Raw genomic sequence first — 18,967 nt, 5'->3', positions numbered from 1 at the left:
GCCCGGCGCTCAGCAGTGCACGTCGCGGGCCTTGGTGAGCAGTTCCTCGTCGATCTTCGGCGGCGTGACCTCCTGGTTCGCGCCGCCCTGCTGATCGCGCTGCGGCACCCAGTTCTCCAGCTCCTGGAGCACCTGCTTGGCCGCCGAGGTGGTCTTGATGTCGTCGAACTTCGAACCCAGCGCGAAGTCGACGGTGGCGTCCGACCGTTCGTCGCGGACCAGCTGCGCGCAGGGCGCGATCAGGCTCAGCGTGCGTGCCGCGCTCACCCCGGCCCCGCCGAAGCGGATCTGGCCGTGGCACTTCAGGTCGTAGTTGACGTAGACCGGGTCGTTGTCGGCGCCGCCCTCGGCGAAGCCGAGGCTGCTCAGCTCGTCGCTGACCAGCGTGGCCTGCCGGCTCTCCCCGTTGCCGTTGAGCACCCGGACCTGCACGTCCTGCGGCGGGATGGGGCCGGTGGAGTCCAGCGCGTCGCGCGCGAGCATCTCGCCCAGCGGCACCTGCTCGGTCAGTTCCGCACCGGCGGCCGGTGCGGCGGTCGGCGGGGCCGGCGGGTTGCAGGTGGTGGCGGCTTCGATGTCCTGCACGGAATCGAAGACGCGGGTCCACAGGAAGCCGGCCGCCACCACGAGGCAGGCCAGCACCAGCAGAGCGGGCAGTGGCCGACGGCGCCGGTACCCGGCCCGTCGTCCCCCCCTTGCACCAACGGCTGCCACGTCCCGCCCCTCCCTGGAAGCTCCTCATCCGTGCACTGGATCAAGCCTATGCGCAGAAGTCCCGTCGTGCGGTGCCGGACGGCCTTGCTGTGTCGCGACCGACGTCGCACCGGTGCTGAATCGATGTGGTCCGGGCGAACGGCCAGCGCACGGCATCGCGGGACCGGTGAACGGGCAACCGGTGGCATCGGCGAGGGGCCGCACCGGTTTGATCTTCGGGAAGTCGCGGATGCAGTGAACACCACACCTATGGGTGACCTGATGCATGTGCGGATTCGCCATGAGCTACCCTCTCGGCGCCTCACGGAGTGCCGGATGAGGCAAGTCGCTCATAACGGGGGAACTGAACACGTTGCAGGGCGAGACCACGATCACTGCGCCGCCGGGCACAAATCCTGGTCCTGGAACGTTTACCAGCGGCACACCATTGCAGTCTCCACAAACGCAGGGGTGAATCAGGATGGCGACCGACTACGACGCTCCGCGCCGGGAGTCCGAGGACTTGGCAGAGGACTCGCTGGAGGAGCTGAAGGCGCGACGCAACGATGCGCAATCGGGCGTCGTCGACGAGGACGAAGGGGCGATCGCGGAGAACTTCGAGCTCCCGGGCGCTGACCTGTCCGGCGAGGAGATGACCGTCAAGGTCCTCCCGAAGCAGGCGGACGAGTTCACGTGCGCGAGCTGCTTCCTCGTCCACCACCGCAGCCGACTGGCCGAGACGAAGAACGGCCAGCTGATCTGCCGCGACTGCGCGGCCTGAGCTTCGGGCGGACGTCGACGAAACCGGGGAGTGGCTGGGCACACGCAGGGCGTGTGCCCAGTTGTCTTTCCACCGCCCGACCCCGCTCAGCCCTTGCCCAGCGCCTTGACGAGCTCCGCGGGCCGCCGGGTGCTGACCACCCAGTACGGCGTCGGGTCGTCCGGATCGTCCAGCCAGATCCGCACCGAGGTGCGGATGGAGGAGCGGTGCACCATGAACGCGGCCGGATCCAGGTCCGGTCCCAGCGCCCGGCGCTGCTCCTGCGGGGTGATGATCTCGACCTCGTCGACGAACCGCAGCGGCAGGTGCGCATCGCCCACCCACAGCTCACCGCCGCTGACCTCGACCTTGGTCCGGCCCAGCCACAGCGGGATGGCGATCGCCAGCGGCACCAGCACCGCGTACGGCAGCCACGCCCGGAGGCCCGGGTAGCCCATGTGCACCTGCGCGGCCATCAGCACGGCGCCGATCAACGGCAGCGGCCAGGACCACCAGGCCGCGTACAGCCGCTCCCGGAACACCGGGCGCTCCGTCGAGTTCGCCTGACCGGGCAAGTCACCGGTCGTGCTGGCCGCTTCTACGCTTTCCGACACCTCTTCAGGGTAGTCTCGCCGCCCGTGTCGAACGTGAAGGTCCTGCTTACCCGACTTGACCCCGATGTGCCGCTGCCGTCCTACGCCAAACCCGGCGACGCCGGCGCGGACCTGGTGACGACCACCGACCTGGTGCTGGAACCCGGCGAACGCGCGGTGGTGGGCACCGGCATCGCGCTGGCGCTGCCCGAGGGCTACGCCGGTTTCGTGCACCCGCGTTCCGGGCTGGCCGCCAAGGCCGGGTTGAGCGTGGTCAACGCACCCGGCACGGTCGATTCCGGGTACCGCGGTGAGATCAAGGTCTGCCTGATCAACCATGATCGGGAAGACTCGCTGTCGTTGCGGCGCGGCGACCGCATCGCGCAGCTCGTCGTGCAGCGGGTGGAGCACGCTGTGTTCCAGGAGGTCGACGAGCTGCCCGCGTCGCAGCGGGGCGCCGGGGGCTACGGGTCCACCGGCGGGCACGAGGTGCTGGCGGTCTCGGGAACCGAGGCCGGTCACAGGACGGAGGGCTGAGGGGATGTTCGGATTTGGCCGCGGTCGGGGCAAGCGCGCCGACGACGTGGTTGAGGAATCGGCGGAAGACGAGGCCGTCCCGGAGCGCGGGCCGTTCGACGAGAGCGAGGCGCCGCAGGACGAGGTCGAGCGCCTCGACCTGGGTTCGGTGCGGTTGCCGGTGCCCGAAGGCGGCCAGCTCCAGGTCGAGGTGGACCCGGCAGGCCCGGTGCGGGCGGTGCACGTGGTCACCCCGGTCGGCCGGCTGACCGTGAGCGCCTTCGCCGCGCCGCGCAGCGACGGCCTGTGGCGCGAGGTCAGCGGTGAGCTCGCCGAGCAGCTGCGCAAGGACGGTGCCCGGGTGCACACCGAGGACGGTGAGTGGGGCACGGAGCTGGTGGCCGACTCGCCGAAGGCCGCGCTGCGGTTCATCGGCGTGGACGGCCCGCGCTGGCTGCTGCGCGGGGTCGCGGCCGGTCCGGCGGAGACCGCCGAGGAGTGCGCGAAGCTGCTGTACGCGGTGCTCGACGAGACCATCGTGGTGCGCGGCACCGACCCGATGCCGGTGCGCACGCCGCTGCCCATCCAGCTGCCGGAGGCGATCCTGCGGCACATCCAGCAGGCGCAGCAGGCCCAGGGCAACGGCCAGGCAGCGCAGTGACCGGGCTCGGACGCCGTCCCGCCACCGGGACGACGTCCGAGCCTCCGTCAGCCGCAGGTGACCGGCGGTTGACCCGGTCGAGTTGATCCGATCGAGCGATCATGTTCTCAATCGCGCCGGGGGCGCGACCCTGCGCCGATCGGCCGCTACGCTGGTGGTGCACGGGCTGCGAGTCGAGCCCCGAGGGCGCACAGGAGCGCTAATGAGCAAGAGCGATGGCGGCTACTGGCGTCGCCTCGTACGGCGCTTGACCAGTGACGTCGCCGAGCTGGACGCCGACGACCTCTCGGAGCGGTCGCAGGCGGGCGGGGCGCAGCGGGCCAGCGACTGCAAGTGCGGCCAGGAAGCGGTGGTGCTCGGCCGGGTTCGCAGCGTCGGGCTGTGCCCCAAGGCGTCGGCACCGACGCTGGAGGCCGAGCTCTTCGACGGCACCGAGGACGTCACGCTGGTGTGGCTGGGCCGCCGCCGGATCGCAGGCATCGAACCGGGCCGCACCATCAAGGCCCGTGGCCGGATCGCGGATCGCGACGGTCGCAAGGTGCTTTACAACCCCTACTACGAGTTGCAGAACACCGCATGAGCGAACGCGACGCAGCGGCTGCCGGGCTGTCCGCCCAGGACGCGGCCGAGAAGCAGACGGACAACGACGAGCAGCGCGCCGCCGGTGCCGAGAACACCCTGCTGGAGCAGATGGGCGGGGTCAGCGGACTGGCCTACTCCGCGGTGCCCATCGTGGTCTTCGTGCTGGTCAGCTCCTTCACCAGCCTGATGCCGGCGATCTGGTCGGCGGTCGGCGTGGCGGTCGGCATCGCGATCTTCCGGCTGGTGCGCAAGGAGCCGCTGCAGCCGGCCATCTCGGGCGTGATCGGGGTGGCGGTGTGCTCGTTCATCGCCTACCGCTCCGGGGATGCCAAGGGCTTCTTCCTGCTGGGCATCTGGACGAGCCTGATCTACGGCGGGCTGTTCCTGGTCTCCGTGCTGGCCCGCTGGCCGCTGGTGGGCGTCGCCTGGTCGGCGCTGAACGGGCTGGGCTTCTCCTGGCGCAAGCAGCGGCGCGCGCTGCGCGGGTACGACCTGGCCACGCTGGCGTGGGTCGCGGTGTTCGGCGCGAAGTACGTGGTGCAGCAGTGGCTCTACGACGCCGACCAGACCGGCTGGCTGGCGTTCGCGCGGATCGCGATGGGCTACCCGCTGACCGGCCTGGCGCTGATCGTCACGGTGTGGGCGATCCGGCGCGCGGCGAAGGTCGCGGAGCAGGAGAAGGCCGCTGCGGAATCGTCCGCGGTGAGCCCCAACCCGTCGGTCGGCTGAATCGACTTCTTCCGGAACCTCCCGACGCGCCGATGCCGTGTCGGGAGGTTCTGCGATTTCAATGGAACTTGCGCGGGTCGTCGGCGTGTCGGGTGCCCGACACGCCGACGGTGCGTCGGGATCCATGCGATTTCAATGGAAATCGGACGTCTGATTTCCATTGAAATCGCGGGATGTCCCCCGGACCGGTCAGGTGGCCTGGTCGTGGATGACGGCCCGGATCTGCTGCTCGACGTCCGCGGTGGCCACGAAGAGCAGCTCGTCGCCCGCCTCCAGCGGGTCGTCGGCCTGCGGCACGATGACCCGTCCGCCGCGCAGGATGGTCACCAGCGCCGCGTCCGGGGGCAGCTTCAGCTCGCGGACCCGCCGCCCGGCCAGCGGCGTGTCCTCCGGCAGCGTCACCTCGACCAGGTTCGCCTGGCCCTGGCGCAGCGTCATCAGCCGCACAAGGTCGCCGACGTTGACCGCTTCCTCGACCATCGCGGCCAGCATCCGCGGCGTGGACACCGCGACGTCGACGCCCCAGGCCTCGGTGAACAGCCACTCGTTGAGCGGGTCGTTGACGCGGGCGACGACCCGGCGCGCGGCGAACTCGGTCTTCGACAGCAGTGAGACCACCAGGTTCACCTTGTCGTCGCCGGTGGCCGCGATGACCACGTCGCACGACTCCAGCCCGGCCTCCTCCAGCGACGCCAGCTCGCAGGCGTCGGCCAGCATCCACTCGGCGCCGGGGATGTTGCGCGGGTGGTAGTTCTGCACGCTGCGCTCGATCAGCAGGACCTCGTGGTCGCCTTCGAGCAGCTCCCGGGCGATGGACTGGCCGACCGCGCCGGCGCCCGCGATCGCGATGCGCATCACTCGCTCTCCTCGGGTGTGCGGCGGGCAGCCGCCGTGACGTCGGTGACGGTGCCCGACAGCGCGGCCACGTAGACCGCGTCGTCGGCCTGGACGACGGTCCTGGCATCCGGCAGCACACCGTTGCCGAACCGCATGATGAACGCGACCCGCGCGCCGACGGCGTCCTCCACCTCGGACACCCGGTGCCCCACCCACGCCTCGTGCAGCGGCAGCTGCAGGACCGCGACGGTGCCGGACGGCTCCCGCCACGCGGTGGCCACGCCCTCGGGCAGCAGCATCCGCAGGAACCGGTCGGTGGTCCACGGGACGGTGGCCACCGTGGGGATGCCCAGCCGCTGGTAGACCTCGGCGCGCTTGGGGTCGTAGATCCGGGCGACCACGTGCTCCACGCCGAAGGTCTCGCGGGCGACCCGCGCCGAGACGATGTTGGAGTTGTCCCCGTTGGACACCGCCGCGAACGCTGCGGCCCGCTCGATGCCCGCTTCGACCAGGATGTCCTGGTCGAACCCGTTCCCGGTGATCTGCGTGCCGCGGAAGTCCTTGCCGAGGCGGTGGAACGACTGCGGGTCCTTGTCGATCACCGCCACCGTGTGGTCGAGCCGCTGCAGGGCGGCGGCCAGGGACGACCCGACCCGGCCGCAGCCCATGATCACCACGTGCACGAGCTTCGTCTCCTCGTTGCGGGATGTGCGCGACGATCTCCCGATCGTCTGCCGACGGTACCCGGACGGCGGCGGATCCGGGGTGCGACCGCCGGTTCCGGGCTGCTGCACGGTACCGGGTGGGACGCCGATCCGGGCAGGGGTGGCCCCGGGATGTGACCTGCCAGCAAAACGGACGACCGAACCACCCGGTCGGCCGGTGTTTGCGCTTACGCTCTGTGCCGTGTCCAAGCTCGCAACCGCGGCGAAACGGTTGATCGTCGGTCGCCCGTTCCGCAGCGACCGCCTCGCGCACACGCTGCTGCCCAAGCGCATCGCGCTGCCGGTGTTCTCCTCCGACGCCATGTCCAGCGTCGCCTACGCCCCCGAAGAGATCCTCCTGGTGCTCTCGGTGGCGGGCCTGTCCGCGTACGCGGTGAGCCCGTGGATCGGGCTGCTGGTCGCCGTGGTGATGATCGCGGTGGTCGCGTCGTACCGGCAGAACGTGCGCGCCTACACCTCCGGAGGTGGCGACTACGAGGTCGCCACCGTCAACCACGGCCCGCGGTGGGGCCTCGTGGTGGCCAGCGCGCTGCTGGTCGACTACATCCTCACCGTCGCGGTGTCGATCTCCTCGGCGGCGGCCAACATCGGCTCGGTGATCCCGTTCGTGGCCGAGCACAAGGTGCTGTTCTCGGTCGGCGCGATCGCGCTGCTGACCGCGATGAACCTGCGCGGTGTCCGGGAGGCGGGCTCGCTGTTCGCGATCCCGACCTACGCGTTCCTCATCGGCGTGCTCGGCATGATCGCCTGGGGCCTGTTCCAGACCTACGCGCTCGGTGCGGACCTGCGGGCCGAGAGCGCGGACTTCGGGCTGGTGGCCGAGGAGAGCCAGATGGCCGGGGTCGCGTTCGCGTTCCTGGTGCTGCGCGCGTTCTCCTCCGGCAGCGCGGCGCTGACCGGTGTCGAGGCGATCAGCAACGGCGTGCCCGCGTTCCGCAAGCCCAAATCGCGCAACGCGGCGACCACGCTGGCGCTGATGGGCTCCTTCGCCGTGATCATGTTCCTGGGGCTGCTGTGGCTGGCCCGCATCACCGGTGCCGTGATCGCCGAGGACCCGGCCCACCAGCTGATCGGCGCCCCGGAGGGGTACCACCAGAAGACGCTGGTCGCGCAGCTGGCCGAGGCCGTCTTCGCGGGCTTCCCGCCGGGCGTGTGGTACCTGGTGTTCTTCACCGGCCTGATCCTGGTGCTGGCGGCCAACACCGCGTTCAACGGCTTCCCGGTGCTCGGCTCGATCCTGGCGCAGGACCGGTTCCTGCCGCGGCAGCTGCACACCCGCGGCGACCGGCTGGCGTTCTCCAACGGCATCGTGTTCCTGGCCGTCGGCGCGGTCGTCCTGGTGGCCGCGTTCGACGCCGAGGTCACCCGGCTGATCCAGCTCTACATCGTCGGCGTGTTCGTGTCGTTCGTGCTCAGCCAGAGCGGCATGATCCGGCACTGGAACCGGAAGCTGCGCACCGAGACCGACCCGCAGGCCCGGTCGCGGATGCGGCGGGCGCAGGCGATCAACGGCTTCGGGCTGGTGATGACGGCCAGCGTGCTGGTGATCGTGCTGATCACCAAGTTCACCCACGGCGCCTGGATCGCCATCGCCGCGATGGCGGCCATCTACGTGCTGATGACCGGCATCCGCAGGCACTACGACCGGGTGGCCGAGGAACTCAAGCGGCAGGAGACCGACGCCGTGCTGCCCTCGCGCAACCACGCGCTGGTGCTGGTCTCCAAGCTGCACCTGCCGACGATGCGCGCCATCGCCTACGCCCGCGCCACCCGCCCCGACGTGCTGGAGGGCGTCACGGTCAACGTCGACGACGGCGACACCCGGGCGCTGACGGCGCAGTGGGAGGCGGAGAACCTGCCGGTGCCGCTGAAGGTGCTGGAGTCGCCGTACCGGGAGATCACCCGGCCGCTGCTGGAGTACGTCAAGCGGATCCGCCGGGACAGCCCCCGCGACGTGGTGACCGTGTTCATCCCGGAGTATGTGGTTGGGCACTGGTGGGAGCAGCTCCTGCACAACCAGAGCGCGCTGCGACTCAAGAGCCGGCTGCTGTTCCAGCCGGGTGTGATGGTCACCAGCGTGCCGTGGCAGTTGGAGTCCTCCGACCGGATCCGCCAGAAGAAGAAGCAGCAGCTGGCCTCGATGCCCGGCGCCACGCGGCGCGGGCTGGGGGTCAACGGGAAGGGAAATGGTGACCGGAAAACCGGACTGGACCGGTAGACGGCTCGAGGTCGAGGTGGGTGCCGTCGCGCACGGCGGCCACTGCGTGGCGCGGCACGAAGGCCGGGTGGTGTTCGTCCGGCACGCGCTGCCCGGCGAGGTCGTGGTCGCGGAGGTCACCGAGGACGCCGGGGGAGGGTTCTGCCGCGCGGACGCGGTCGAGGTGCTGACCCCGGCCGCCGGGCGGGTGGACCCGCCGTGCGAGCTGGCCGAGATGGCGCGCGGCCGCGACCGCTGCGGTGGTTGCGACTGGCAGCACGCCTCGGGGGAGACCCAGCGCGAGCTGAAGGCGGCCGTGGTGGCCGAGCAGCTGCAGCGGATCGCCGGGATCGACTGGCCGGTGCAGGTGCGCGAGCTGCCCGGCGGCCTGCTGCGCTGGCGCACCCGCGCGCGGCTGGCGGTGGACCGCCGCGGCAACGCCGGGTTCCGGGCGCACCGCAGCCACCGGGTGATCCCGGTGGCGGACTGCCCGATCACCGCGGCGGGCGCGATGGACGAGGTCACCGAGCGCCGCTGGCGCCCGGGCGCGGAGCTGACCGTGGTCGAGGACTCGCTCGGCGAGGTGCACGTGACCGCGGTGGACCACAAGCCGCAGCGGCGGCACGCGCGCCCGGTGGCCCGGCACGTCCGCGGCGGGGCGGTGGCGCACGAGTCCGCCGCGGGCCGCGCCTTCGACGTGTCGGTGCAGGGCTTCTGGCAGGTGCACCAGGCCGCGCCGGACGTGTTCAGCGAGACCGTCGCCCGGCTGGCCGAGGTGCCCTCCGGCGGCGTGGCCTGGGACCTCTACGGCGGGGTCGGGTTGTTCGCCGCGGTGCTCGCCGAGCAGGCCGGGCCGACCGGCTCGGTGCTGCTGGTGGAGTCGTCCAAGCACGCCGTGGAGGAGGCGGTGGCGAACCTGCGGGAGTTCCCGCAGGTGTCGTTCCGCGCGGGCACGGTGGAGCGGGTGACCGAGGACGAGGACCTGCCTGTGCCGGACGTCGTGGTGCTGGATCCGCCCCGCAAGGGCGCCGGGCGCGCCGTGGTGGACGCCATCGCCGATCGCCGTCCGTCGCGGATCGTGCACATCGCCTGCGATCCGGCGGCCCTGGCCCGCGACGTGGGCCTCTACGCGGAGCGCGGCTACCGCCTGCGGGAGCTGGAGGCCTTCGACGCCTTCCCGATGACCCACCACATCGAGTGCATCGCGCTGCTGGAGGCGGCCGAGGAGTGACCGGTCGTGGGCGTGGCCGTCCGACGGGCGCGAGGCGTCGGTGCCGCCCGGTGATGCCGTGGTGGTCCGGACTCGGCACTGCGAGCAGCTGCTGCCGGCCGATCCGGTGTTCGCCGACGTCCTGAGCTCCTGCGTCGCCGGTGGGTGCTGACCGTTCGAGGATGGGAAACGGCGAGATGACACAACGCGAACACCTGCCGGAGGTGCTGCCCGCCCCGCCCGACTCGGGGACCGAGGTGCGCGCTGTGCCGGGCAACCCCAGCACTGCGGCGGAATCCGTGCCCGGGCGACGTCCGGTGGCGATGGTCTCGGGCGGGCTGGCCGTCGTGCTGCTGCCCGTGCTGGCGCTGCTGCTCGCCGCGCCCGCCGCGCCCGGGTTCATGCTGATCTGGGCCGCGGTGTGGATCGCGATCGCCGCGGTGTGCTGGCTGCTGGACCAGCGGACACCGCGCCGCTGGCCGGGCTGGGCGCTGCTGGCCGTCGCGCCGCCGGTGATCGCCGACCTGGTCTTCGCGGCGCCGCTCGGCCTGCTCGGACTGGTCGCGCTGGTCAGCGCCCCGCTGGTGGCGCGGGCGGCGTCCCGCCGGTGCACCGCGCTCGCGGCCGACCTCGCCGAGCTCGACGTGGAGACCGTCCTGCCGGCGGGCACCTCGCGGCTGCGGATCGGCCGGGACCGGGTGGTGCTGGTGCGCGGCGCCGTCGTCGGCGGCGGGCACGTCGACCACGCGCTGCCGCTGGCGGAGCTCTCGCTGGCCCAGCCCGGCGAGATCACCGCCGAGGAGGCCCGGTGGCCGCTGCCCGGCGGTGTCGACGTCCGGCTGCGGCGCGGCCCGGCGGTGCGGTTGGTCGCCGGGAACCAGCAGTGGGTGCTGCCGGTCGAGGACCCGCGGTTGGTGGCCGACATCGTTCGTCGTCGCGGCACCGCGGCGTGGTCGCAGCGCACCGGCCCGCAGGACCTCGGTTCCTGGCGCGCACTGCGCGAGTGGGCCGTCGCGCGCACCACGACCTACCGCCACGGCGGGAAGAAGCAGGCGCATCCCGCGTTCCGGGCGCCGGTGGGATTCCTGGCCGCGATGCTCGGCACCGGGCTGCTCGCCACCGCCGCCGGCCGGGCGCTCACCGATCCCGGGGTGTGGACCGTCGGTGCCGTCGCGGCGGCGCTCGGTGGCTACTTCGTCGTCGCGTGGCTGCGCGTGCGGAAGCGGCTGGAGTTCGCCGAGCTCCAGCAGCTGCCGCCGCACAGCCCGCCGTGGGGCGACCGGCGCCCGGATTTCGCCCCGATCCCGGATTGGCGGCCCTGGCGGTGAATCAGTTCGGCCCCTCCGGAAGGTCCAGCTGAACGCCGACGGGGAGGTCTGTACGTCGGTGAGGACGCCCACAGCGTCGACGGCCACTCGTCTCGTCCTCCGCGACTGCTTGCCGAACGCAGGCAGCAGCGGCCTTCCGGAGGCACCGGAACGGGTCCGTTCTGGTGAGAGCACAGGTGCGCACCGCGGCCGGGCGTCCGGGAGCCCGCTCCGTAGACTGGGCGGACCATGCATCGCGGCGGAGCCGGGCAGCCAGTCCGGTCCCAGCATGCGAATGAACCCGACCAGCACGATGAGTGAGGTGGAGTGGTGACGCTGCTGGGGTCCGTGAGCAGTCCTGCCGACATCCGGCGCCTTAAACACGCTGAGCTGGCGCAACTGGCCGACGAGATCAGGAAGTTCCTGATCGAGAAGGTCTCCCGCACCGGTGGCCACCTGGGTCCGAACCTGGGCGCGGTGGAGCTGACCCTGGCCGTGCACCGGGTGTTCGACTCGCCGCGCGACGCGGTCGTGTTCGACACCGGGCACCAGGCCTACGTGCACAAGATCATCACCGGCAGGCAGGGCGGCTTCGACCAGCTGCGCAAGCGGGACGGCCTGTCCGGCTACCCGTCGCGCGCCGAGAGCGACCACGACCACGTGGAGAACAGCCACGCCTCGACCGCGCTGTCCTACGCCGACGGCATGGCCCGCGCCTACCAGCTGCGCGGTGAGCAGCGGCACGCCGTGGCGATCGTCGGCGACGGTGCGCTGACCGGCGGGATGTGCTGGGAGGCGCTGAACAACATCGCCGCCGACCAGGAGCGCCCGGTGGTGATCGTGGTCAACGACAACGGCCGCTCCTACGCGCCGACCATCGGCGGCCTGGCCGAGCACCTCGCCGCGCTGCGGCTGAACCCGAGCTACGAGAAGGCGCTGGAGAGCGGTCGCCGCACGCTGCGCAACCTGCCCGTGGTGGGCCGCTCGCTCTACACCGGCCTGCACGCGGCCAAGAGCGGCATCAAGGACGCCTTCGCCCCGCAGGTGATGTTCTCCGACCTCGGCATCAAGTACCTGGGCCCGGTGGACGGCCACGACATCCGCGCGATGGAGCACGCGCTGCAGATGGCCAAGTCCTTCGGCGGGCCGGTGATCGTGCACGCGGTGACCCGCAAGGGCAACGGCTTCGCCCCGGCCGAGAACGACCAGGCCGAGCAGATGCACCAGGTCAAGGTCATCGACCCGGAGACCGGCCTGCCGAAGAAGCCGGCCCCGAAGAGCTGGACCGACGTCTACGCCGAAGAGCTGGTGAAGATCGGTGCGGAGCGGCCCGACGTGGTGGCCATCACCGCGGCGATGCTCGGCCCGACCGGGCTGCGCAAGTTCGGCGAGGCCTACCCGGACCGCTGCTTCGACGTCGGCATCGCCGAGCAGCACGGGATGACCGCGGCGGCCGGGCTGGCGATGGGCGGGCTGCACCCGGTGTTCGCGGTGTACTCGACGTTCCTCAACCGGGCCTTCGACCAGCTGCTGATGGACGTCGCGCTGCACAAGCAGGCGGTGACGGTCACCCTGGACCGCTCCGGCATCACCGGCGACGACGGCGCCAGCCACAACGGCATGTGGGACCTGTCGATCCTGGGCCTGATCCCGGGCATCAAGGTCGCCGCGCCGCGCGACGCGGTGACGTTGCGCGAGGAGCTGCGCGAAGCGGTGGCCGTGGACGACGGGCCGACCGTGGTGCGCTTCTCCAAGGGATCCGTGATCGAGGAGGTCCCAGCGGTCGAGCGCGTCGGCGGCGTCGACGTGCTGCGGCGCGGCCAGGGCGACGTGCTGCTGGTCGCGGTCGGCGCCTTCGGTCAGCTGGCGGTGGCGGCGGCCGAGCGGCTGGCCGCGCAGGGCATCGACGTCACGGTGGTCGACCCGCGCTGGGTGGTGCCGGTCCCGGACCAGGTCGTCGAGCTGGCGGCCCGGCACCGGCTGGTGGTCACCCTGGAGGACTGCGGCAGGCACGGCGGCTTCGGCTGGGCTCTGGCGGCCGCGCTGCGCGACGCGGAGCTGGACGTCCCGCTGCGCGACCTGGGGGTGCCGAACCGGTTCCTGGACCACTCCTCGCGCGAGGAGGTGCTGGCCGAGCTCGGCCTCACCGAGCAGGACATCGCCGCCCGCATCACCGGCTGGCTGGCGAAGTTCGGCGGCCCGCGGGTCCCGCTGCGCGTCGCCGACCGCCCGGCCGCCAACGGCTGACCGGCGGCCGCGGATCACCTGTGCAACTTCCATTGAAGTTGGATGTCCGATTTCAATGGAAGTTGCGCGCCGTCGGTGTGTCGGTGTCCGACACACCGACGGGTGCGTGATTTCAATGGAAATCGGGTCTCGATTTCCATTGAAATCTCATGCCCCCGGACTGGTTGATCGCGTCGGGAGTTCCCGGGCTGCGCGTTGTGGCAGGGTTGAGGCGTGCGAATCCTGGTCGTCGAGGACGAGAAGCCGTTGGCCGACGCGGTCGCCCGGGGGTTGCGGCGGGACGGGATGGCCGTCGACGTCGCCTACGACGGCGAGAGCGGCCAGGAGAAGGCGTCGATCACCCGCTACGACGTCGTGGTGCTCGACCGCGACCTGCCCGGCATGTCCGGCGACGAGCTGTGCCGGCAGCTGATCAACTCCGGCGCGCTCACGCGGGTGCTGATGCTCACCGCGAGCGGCACGGTCGCGGACCGGGTCGCCGGGCTGTCCCTGGGCGCCGACGACTACCTGGCCAAGCCGTTCGCCTTCGCCGAGCTGGTGGCCCGCGTGCGGGCGCTGGGGCGGCGCGCGACGCCGGCCCAGCCGCCGCTGCTCACCGCGCTGGAGCTGGAGCTGGACCCGGCGCGGCGCACGGTCCGCCGCGGCGACGGTGAGATCGAGCTGACCCGCAAGGAGCTCGGCGTCCTGGAGGTCCTGCTGTCGGCAGGCGGCGCGGTGGTGAGCTCCGAGGAGCTGCTGGAGCGGGTCTGGGACGAGAACGCCGACCCGTTCACCACGACGGTGCGGGTCACGATGATGACGTTGCGCAAGAAGCTGGGCGAGCCGGGCATCATCGAGACCGTGGTGGGCTCCGGCTACCGCGTGCCGTCGGCGGGGCGCGCCGAGCACGCGCGGGACTGACCGGATGTGCACCTCCGCCCGGTCGTTCTCCCGCCGCGGCCCCGGCCTCCGGCTCCGCCTTACGCTGCTGTCGACCGGGCTGGTCGCGGTGGTCAGCGGCTTGCTGCTGTGGCTGGGCTGGGTGCTGGTGGGCAACGTGGTGGCCGCGGTGCCGCAGCTGCCGGAGGGCACGGTGGTCCGCGTGCACGGTGTGGACGTGCCCGCGCCGCTGCTGGGCGAGGCACTGCGCGACTCCGCGCGCCAGCAGGTCCTGCTGATCGGCGGCGGGGCCTTCGTGGCCGTGGTGCTGGCCGCCGCGCTGCTGGCGTGGACGGTGACCGGCCGCGTGCTGCGCCCGCTGCACGAGGTGACCGCGACCGCGCGGCGGCTCTCGGCGGAGTCGCTGGACGAGCGGATCGCGCTGAGCGGCCCGCGCGACGAGGTGGCTCGTCTGGCCGACACCTTCGACGAGATGCTCGACCGGCTGCAGGCGGCTTTCGACTCCCAGCGCCGCTTCGTGGCCAACGCGAGCCACGAACTGCGCACGCCGCTGTCGGTGATCCGCACGGAGCTGGAGGTCACGCTGTCGGACCCGGACGCCGACGAAGCGGAGCTGCGCCGGATGGCCGAGGTGGTCCGTGAGGCCACAGCGCGCGCCGAACGACTGGTGGAGGCGCTGCTCCTGCTCGCTCGCACGGAAGGCGTCGAACTGGCGGTGCGCGAACCGGTGGACCTCGCCGAAGTGGTGGGGCGAGCACGGCGCGCGGTGGAACCCGAGGTCCGCCAGCGCGGATTGCAGGTGGAGTGCAGCGGTGAACCGGCTTTCGCGGTGGGCGACCCGGCGCTGCTGGAGCGAGTGGCGGGCAACCTGCTGGAGAACGCGGTGCGGCACAACGCCGACGGCGGCTGGGTGCGGATCTCCATCGGCAGCGATCCGCGGTGGACGACCCTGCGAGTGGCCTCCTCGGGGCCGAGAATCGCGCCGGAGCAGGTGGATTCCCTCTTCGAACCGTTCCGCCGCGCAGGCGTTGAACGAACCGCCCGCAGCGGAGCGGGCCTGGGCCTGTCCATCGTCCAAGCGGCGACGAAGGCCCATCACGGCCGGGTCAGCGCCGAAGCCCTGCCCACCGGAGGCCTGGCGGTCACGATCCAACTCCCCGCCGCGCCCTGATGGATCAGGTCGAGAGGCGCAGGGAGGCCACGTCGACGTCGAGGGGGACCGGGCTCGGGGCGATGCGCACTGGTCCCTGGCCGAGCGCGGCGGTGCCTTCGCACTTGTACCTGCCGTCGACCAGCCGGTACGCGGCCAGCTCGACGGGGCCGCCGTGGTCCTGGGCGACGCTCCAGAAGAAGGGGACACCGGCCCGTTCGCAGGCCTGGAACTTCTCCTGCTGCTCGCTCGAAGTGTTGCCCGGGGACCAGATCTCGCCGATGAGCAGGACGTTTCCCGGTTGGAACGACGTGCCGACGGGCGGGGTGCCGAGCACGAGGAAGTCGGGGATGAGCGCTGAGCGGTTGCTCGTGCTGATCTCGACGCCGATACCGCCGACCGCGTAGAGATCGGCGCGCTCAGCGGCGCTGATCCCATCATGGCAGATGACGGCACCGGACCTCATGCGCGAAGCGGGGCCGGGGCGCTTCTCGCCCCGGCCCCGCGTCAGCTCGCTCCGATCAGGCGGGGACCGATGCCACGCCCGGGTCGAGGAAGCGCTTGCCGTTGATCTTCTCCGAGATGCCCGCCCGGTCCAGGTACGGCGTGATGCCGCCCAGCCAGAACGGCCAGCCCGCACCGAGGAGCATGCACAGGTCGATGTCCTGCGCCTCGGCGACCACGCCCTCGTCGAGCATGATCCGGATCTCCTCGGCCAGCGCGTTCAGCGCGCGGTCGCGGACCTCCTCGGAGGTCGACGGCTTGTCGCCCTGCTCCCACAGCGCCGCGACCTCGGGGTCGACGACCTGCTTGCCCGAGTCGTCGGTGGTCCACACCGCGGTCTTGCGGGCCTCGACGAAGCGCTGCATGTTGGCGCTGATGCCGAAGCGGTCCGGGTAGGCCGCGTGCATCGTCTCGTTGACGTGCTGGGCGACCGCCGGGCCGACCAGCTGCAGCAGCACCATCGGGGTCATCGGCAGGCCCAGCGGCTCCAGGGCGTTGTCGGCGACCTCGAACGGGGTGCCCTCGTCGACGGTCGCGATGACCTCGCCCATGAAGCGGGTCAGCAGCCGGTTGACCACGAACGCCGGGGCGTCCTTGACCAGCACGCTGGACTTCTTCAGCTGCTTGCCGACCTTGAACGCGGTGGCCAGCGCCGCGTCGTCGGTCCGCTCGCCGCGCACGACCTCCAGCAGCGGCAGGACCGCGACCGGGTTGAAGAAGTGGAAGCCGACGACCCGCTCCGGGTGCTGCAGCTTCGAGGCCATCTCGGTGATCGACAGCGACGAGGTGTTGGTCGCCAGGATCGCCTCGGCGGAGACGTGCTGCTCCAGCTCGGCGAACACCTGCTGCTTGACCGACATCTCCTCGAACACGGCCTCGATGACGAAGTCGGCGTCGGCGAACGCCGCCTTGTCCAGCGAGCCGGTGACCAGTGCCTTGAGCTTGTTCACCGCGTCCGGCGACAGCCGGCCCTTGGCGGCCAGCTTGTCGATCTCGCCGTGGATGTAGGCCACGCCGCGGTCGATGCGCTCCTGGTCGATGTCGGTGATGACCACCGGCACCTCCAGGCGGCGCACGAACAGCAGCGCCAGCTGCCCGGCCATCAGCCCGGCGCCGACCACGCCGACCTTCTTGACCTCGCGGGCCAGCGACTTGTCCGGCGCACCGGCCGGCCGCTTGGCGCGCTTCTGGGTCAGGTCGAACGAGTACAGCCCGGAGCGCAGCTCGTCGGACATCAGCGCGTCGGCCAGCGCCTCGGTCTCGGCCGCGTAGCCGGCGTCGAGGTCGTTGCCGCGGGCCAGCTCGATCAGCTCCACGGCCTTGGTCACGGCCGGGGAGGCGCCGTGCGTGCGGGCCTCGACGATGCCCTTGGCGCGGGCCACCGCGTCGTCCCAGCCCTTGCCGCGGTCGATCTCCGGGCGCGTCACGGCCTGCTCGCCGTTGATCACGCGGACCGCCCAGCGGATCGACTCCTCGATGAAGTCGGGGCTGTCCAGCAGCTCGTCGAAGATGCCCAGGCCCTTGGCCTTCTTCGGGCTGAGCATCCGGTTCTGGTTGAGCGCGTTCTCGATGATCACCGTGACCGCGGCGTCCGGACCGATCAGGTTCGGCAGCAGCTGGGTGCCGCCCCAGCCCGGGAACAGGCCGAGGAAGCACTCCGGGAACGCGACCATGCCCGCGGACTTCGACACCGTCCGGTAGTGGCAGGACAGCGCCAGCTCCAGGCCGCCGCCCAGGGTCGCGCCGTTGACGAACGCGAAGGTCGGGATCTTCGACTCGGTCAGCCTGCGGAACACGTCGTGACCGGTCTTGGCGATCAGGTGCGCGTGCTCGCGCTCGGTGATCCGGCCGATACCCGACAGGTCGGCGCCGACGGCGAAGATGAACGGCTTGCCGGTGACCGCGATGGCCGCGGGCTCGGCCGCGAACGCCTCGTCCAGCGCGGCGTTCAGGCTCTCCAGCCCGCCCGGGCCGAAGGTGGACGGCCGGGTGTGGTCGTGGCCGTTGTCGATGGTGATCAGCGCGAGCTTGCCGGACAGGCCGGGGACGTCCACGAGGCGGGTGTGCGCCTTGGTGACCACCTCGTCCGGGAACAGCGCGGCGAATTCGGTCACTGCTCGCCTCCTGCGTTGTAGTTCGGGTTCTCCCAGATGACCGTTCCGCCCATGCCGAAGCCGATGCACATGGTGGTGATGCCGTAGCGGACCTCGGGGTGCTCGGCGAAGTGCCGGGACAGCTGCGTCATCAGCCGCACGCCGGAGGAGGCCAGCGGGTGACCGCAGGCGATCGCGCCGCCCCACGGGTTGACCCGCGGGTCGTCGTCGGCGATGCCGAAGTGCTCCAGGAAGGCCAGCACCTGGACGGCGAACGCCTCGTTGATCTCGAACAGGCCGATGTCGTCGATGCTCAGCCCGGCGCGCTCCAGCGCCTTCTCCGTGGCGGGCACCGGACCGACGCCCATGACCTCCGGCTCGACACCGGCGAAGGCGTAGCCGACCAGCCGCATGCCGACCGGCAGGCCCAGCTCGGCGGCGGTGTCGGCGTCGGCCAGCAGGCAGCCGGTGGCGCCGTCGTTGAGGCCGGCCGCGTTGCCCGGCGTGACCCGGCCGTGCGGGCGGAACGGCGTCTTGAGCCCGGCCAGCGCCTCGGTGGTGGTGCCCGGGCGCGGCGGCTCGTCGGTGGTGGCCAGGCCCCAGCCCTGCTCGGCGGAGCGGGTGGACACCGGTACCAGGTCCGGGGTGATCTTGCCGGCCCGCAGCGCATCGTCGTAGCGCTGCTGGCTCAGGGCCGCGTAAGCGTCGGTGCGCTCCTTGGTCAGCGTCGGGAACCGGTCGTGCAGGTTCTCCGCGGTGGAGCCCATGATCAGCGCGGTCGGGTCGACGATCTTGTCGGACACGTACCGCGGGTTCGGGTCGACGCCCTCGCCCATCGGGTGGTTGCCCATGTGCTCGACGCCGCCCGCGATCGCCACGTCGTAGGCGCCGAAGGCGATGCCGCTGGAGATCGTGGTCACCGCGGTCATGGCGCCCGCGCACATCCGGTCGATGGCGAAGCCCGGGACCGACTTGGGCAGGCCGGCCAGCAGCGCGGCGCTGCGGCCGATGGTCAGGCCCTGGTCGCCGATCTGGGTGGTGGCGGCGATGCCGACCTCGTCGATGCGCTCCGGCGGCAGCTCCGGGTGCCGCCGCAGCAGCTCCCGGATGACCTTGACGACGAGGTCGTCGGCGCGGGTCTCGGCGTAGATGCCCTTGGAACCGGCCTTGCCGAACGGCGTGCGTACGCCGTCGACGAAGACCACGTCCCGAACCGCTGGGCGGCTGCGGCTGTCGGCGGGTGCCGACGCAGGTGCGGCCACGGCGTGCTCCTCACTGGCTTGG

Annotated in this window: 18 protein-coding genes; 11 read left to right on the top strand and 7 right to left on the bottom strand. The window is 71.7% G+C overall.

Annotated elements, in window-relative coordinates:
- Window positions 1–9: 9 nt before the first annotated feature.
- Complete coding sequence (gene cei, locus ATL45_RS02915; RefSeq protein ID WP_170210148.1) at window positions 10–714, bottom strand: envelope integrity protein Cei; 705 nt, start codon at window positions 712–714, stop codon at window positions 10–12.
- Window positions 715–1,174: 460 nt separating this feature from the next.
- Here cei and ATL45_RS02910 point away from each other — a divergent pair, with 460 nt between their 5' ends.
- Entirely contained in the window at window positions 1,175–1,474 is a 300-nt protein-coding gene (locus ATL45_RS02910; protein WP_093157488.1) for a DUF4193 domain-containing protein, read from the top strand.
- Between the two features lie 86 nt (window positions 1,475–1,560).
- On the opposite strand, the gene ATL45_RS02905 is transcribed toward ATL45_RS02910, so the two are convergent.
- Window positions 1,561–2,067: a DUF3093 domain-containing protein gene (locus tag ATL45_RS02905; RefSeq protein WP_093157489.1), complete on the bottom strand. Its 507-nt coding sequence runs from the start codon at window positions 2,065–2,067 to the stop codon at window positions 1,561–1,563.
- Window positions 2,068–2,091: 24 nt separating this feature from the next.
- Between ATL45_RS02905 and dut the strand changes: the two genes are divergently transcribed.
- From dut to ATL45_RS02885, 4 genes are all read left to right on the top strand, one after another.
- Window positions 2,092–2,583 carry a dUTP diphosphatase gene (gene dut / locus ATL45_RS02900; protein WP_093157490.1) on the top strand — a complete coding sequence of 164 codons (492 nt, stop codon included), beginning with the start codon at window positions 2,092–2,094 and terminating at the stop codon, window positions 2,581–2,583.
- Between the two features lie 4 nt (window positions 2,584–2,587).
- Window positions 2,588–3,223, top strand: coding sequence for a DUF3710 domain-containing protein (locus ATL45_RS02895; RefSeq protein WP_093157492.1), 636 nt, complete (start codon window positions 2,588–2,590; stop codon window positions 3,221–3,223).
- A gap of 202 nt (window positions 3,224–3,425) precedes the next feature.
- Window positions 3,426–3,803, top strand: coding sequence for an OB-fold nucleic acid binding domain-containing protein (locus ATL45_RS02890; protein ID WP_093157493.1), 378 nt, complete (start codon window positions 3,426–3,428; stop codon window positions 3,801–3,803).
- The gene (locus ATL45_RS02885) at window positions 3,800–4,534 is read left to right on the top strand and encodes a DUF3159 domain-containing protein (protein ID WP_093157494.1); all 735 of its coding nucleotides are present in this window, start codon (window positions 3,800–3,802) and stop codon (window positions 4,532–4,534) included. The genes ATL45_RS02890 and ATL45_RS02885 overlap by 4 nt, the downstream gene beginning before the upstream one ends.
- Window positions 4,535–4,723: 189 nt before the next feature.
- Here ATL45_RS02885 and ATL45_RS02880 read toward each other — a convergent pair whose 3' ends face one another.
- Window positions 4,724–5,389, bottom strand: coding sequence for a potassium channel family protein (locus ATL45_RS02880; RefSeq protein ID WP_093157495.1), 666 nt, complete (start codon window positions 5,387–5,389; stop codon window positions 4,724–4,726).
- Entirely contained in the window at window positions 5,389–6,054 is a 666-nt protein-coding gene (locus ATL45_RS02875; protein WP_093157584.1) for a potassium channel family protein, read from the bottom strand. The genes ATL45_RS02880 and ATL45_RS02875 overlap by 1 nt, the downstream gene beginning before the upstream one ends.
- A gap of 223 nt (window positions 6,055–6,277) precedes the next feature.
- Here ATL45_RS02875 and ATL45_RS02870 point away from each other — a divergent pair, with 223 nt between their 5' ends.
- From ATL45_RS02870 to ATL45_RS02845, 6 genes are all read left to right on the top strand, one after another.
- Window positions 6,278–8,314 carry an APC family permease gene (locus ATL45_RS02870; RefSeq protein WP_093157497.1) on the top strand — a complete coding sequence of 679 codons (2,037 nt, stop codon included), beginning with the start codon at window positions 6,278–6,280 and terminating at the stop codon, window positions 8,312–8,314.
- Window positions 8,283–9,524: a class I SAM-dependent RNA methyltransferase gene (locus ATL45_RS02865; RefSeq protein WP_177242058.1), complete on the top strand. Its 1,242-nt coding sequence runs from the start codon at window positions 8,283–8,285 to the stop codon at window positions 9,522–9,524. The genes ATL45_RS02870 and ATL45_RS02865 overlap by 32 nt, the downstream gene beginning before the upstream one ends.
- 176 nt (window positions 9,525–9,700) lie before the next feature.
- Window positions 9,701–10,831, top strand: coding sequence for a hypothetical protein (locus tag ATL45_RS02860; RefSeq protein WP_093157500.1), 1,131 nt, complete (start codon window positions 9,701–9,703; stop codon window positions 10,829–10,831).
- Between the two features lie 309 nt (window positions 10,832–11,140).
- Complete coding sequence (gene dxs, locus ATL45_RS02855; protein ID WP_093157586.1) at window positions 11,141–13,057, top strand: 1-deoxy-D-xylulose-5-phosphate synthase; 1,917 nt, start codon at window positions 11,141–11,143, stop codon at window positions 13,055–13,057.
- Between the two features lie 213 nt (window positions 13,058–13,270).
- Complete coding sequence (locus ATL45_RS02850) at window positions 13,271–13,957, top strand: response regulator transcription factor (RefSeq protein WP_093157501.1); 687 nt, start codon at window positions 13,271–13,273, stop codon at window positions 13,955–13,957.
- Window positions 13,958–13,961: 4 nt separating this feature from the next.
- Window positions 13,962–15,107, top strand: coding sequence for a sensor histidine kinase (locus ATL45_RS02845; RefSeq protein ID WP_093157502.1), 1,146 nt, complete (start codon window positions 13,962–13,964; stop codon window positions 15,105–15,107).
- Window positions 15,108–15,111: 4 nt separating this feature from the next.
- Here the strand turns inward: ATL45_RS02845 and ATL45_RS02840 are convergent, their stop codons facing one another.
- Genes ATL45_RS02840 through ATL45_RS02830 form a run of 3 tightly spaced genes read right to left on the bottom strand, consistent with a single transcriptional unit; the run spans window position 15,112 to window position 18,945 of the window.
- On the bottom strand, window positions 15,112–15,552 hold the full coding sequence (locus ATL45_RS02840) for a Uma2 family endonuclease (RefSeq protein WP_093157504.1): 441 nt from the start codon (window positions 15,550–15,552) through the stop codon (window positions 15,112–15,114).
- Between the two features lie 55 nt (window positions 15,553–15,607).
- Window positions 15,608–17,704 carry a 3-hydroxyacyl-CoA dehydrogenase NAD-binding domain-containing protein gene (locus ATL45_RS02835; RefSeq protein ID WP_093157505.1) on the bottom strand — a complete coding sequence of 699 codons (2,097 nt, stop codon included), beginning with the start codon at window positions 17,702–17,704 and terminating at the stop codon, window positions 15,608–15,610.
- Window positions 17,701–18,945: a thiolase family protein gene (locus ATL45_RS02830; RefSeq protein WP_177242059.1), complete on the bottom strand. Its 1,245-nt coding sequence runs from the start codon at window positions 18,943–18,945 to the stop codon at window positions 17,701–17,703. The genes ATL45_RS02835 and ATL45_RS02830 overlap by 4 nt, the downstream gene beginning before the upstream one ends.
- Window positions 18,946–18,967 lie beyond the last annotated feature (22 nt).

Origin of the sequence: Saccharopolyspora antimicrobica, from assembly GCF_003635025.1 — a bacterium.
Classification (GTDB): Bacteria; Actinomycetota; Actinomycetes; order Mycobacteriales; family Pseudonocardiaceae; genus Saccharopolyspora; species Saccharopolyspora antimicrobica.
The sequence above is the reverse complement of the archived record's forward strand: the minus strand, read 5'-3'. Positions and strand labels throughout refer to the sequence as shown.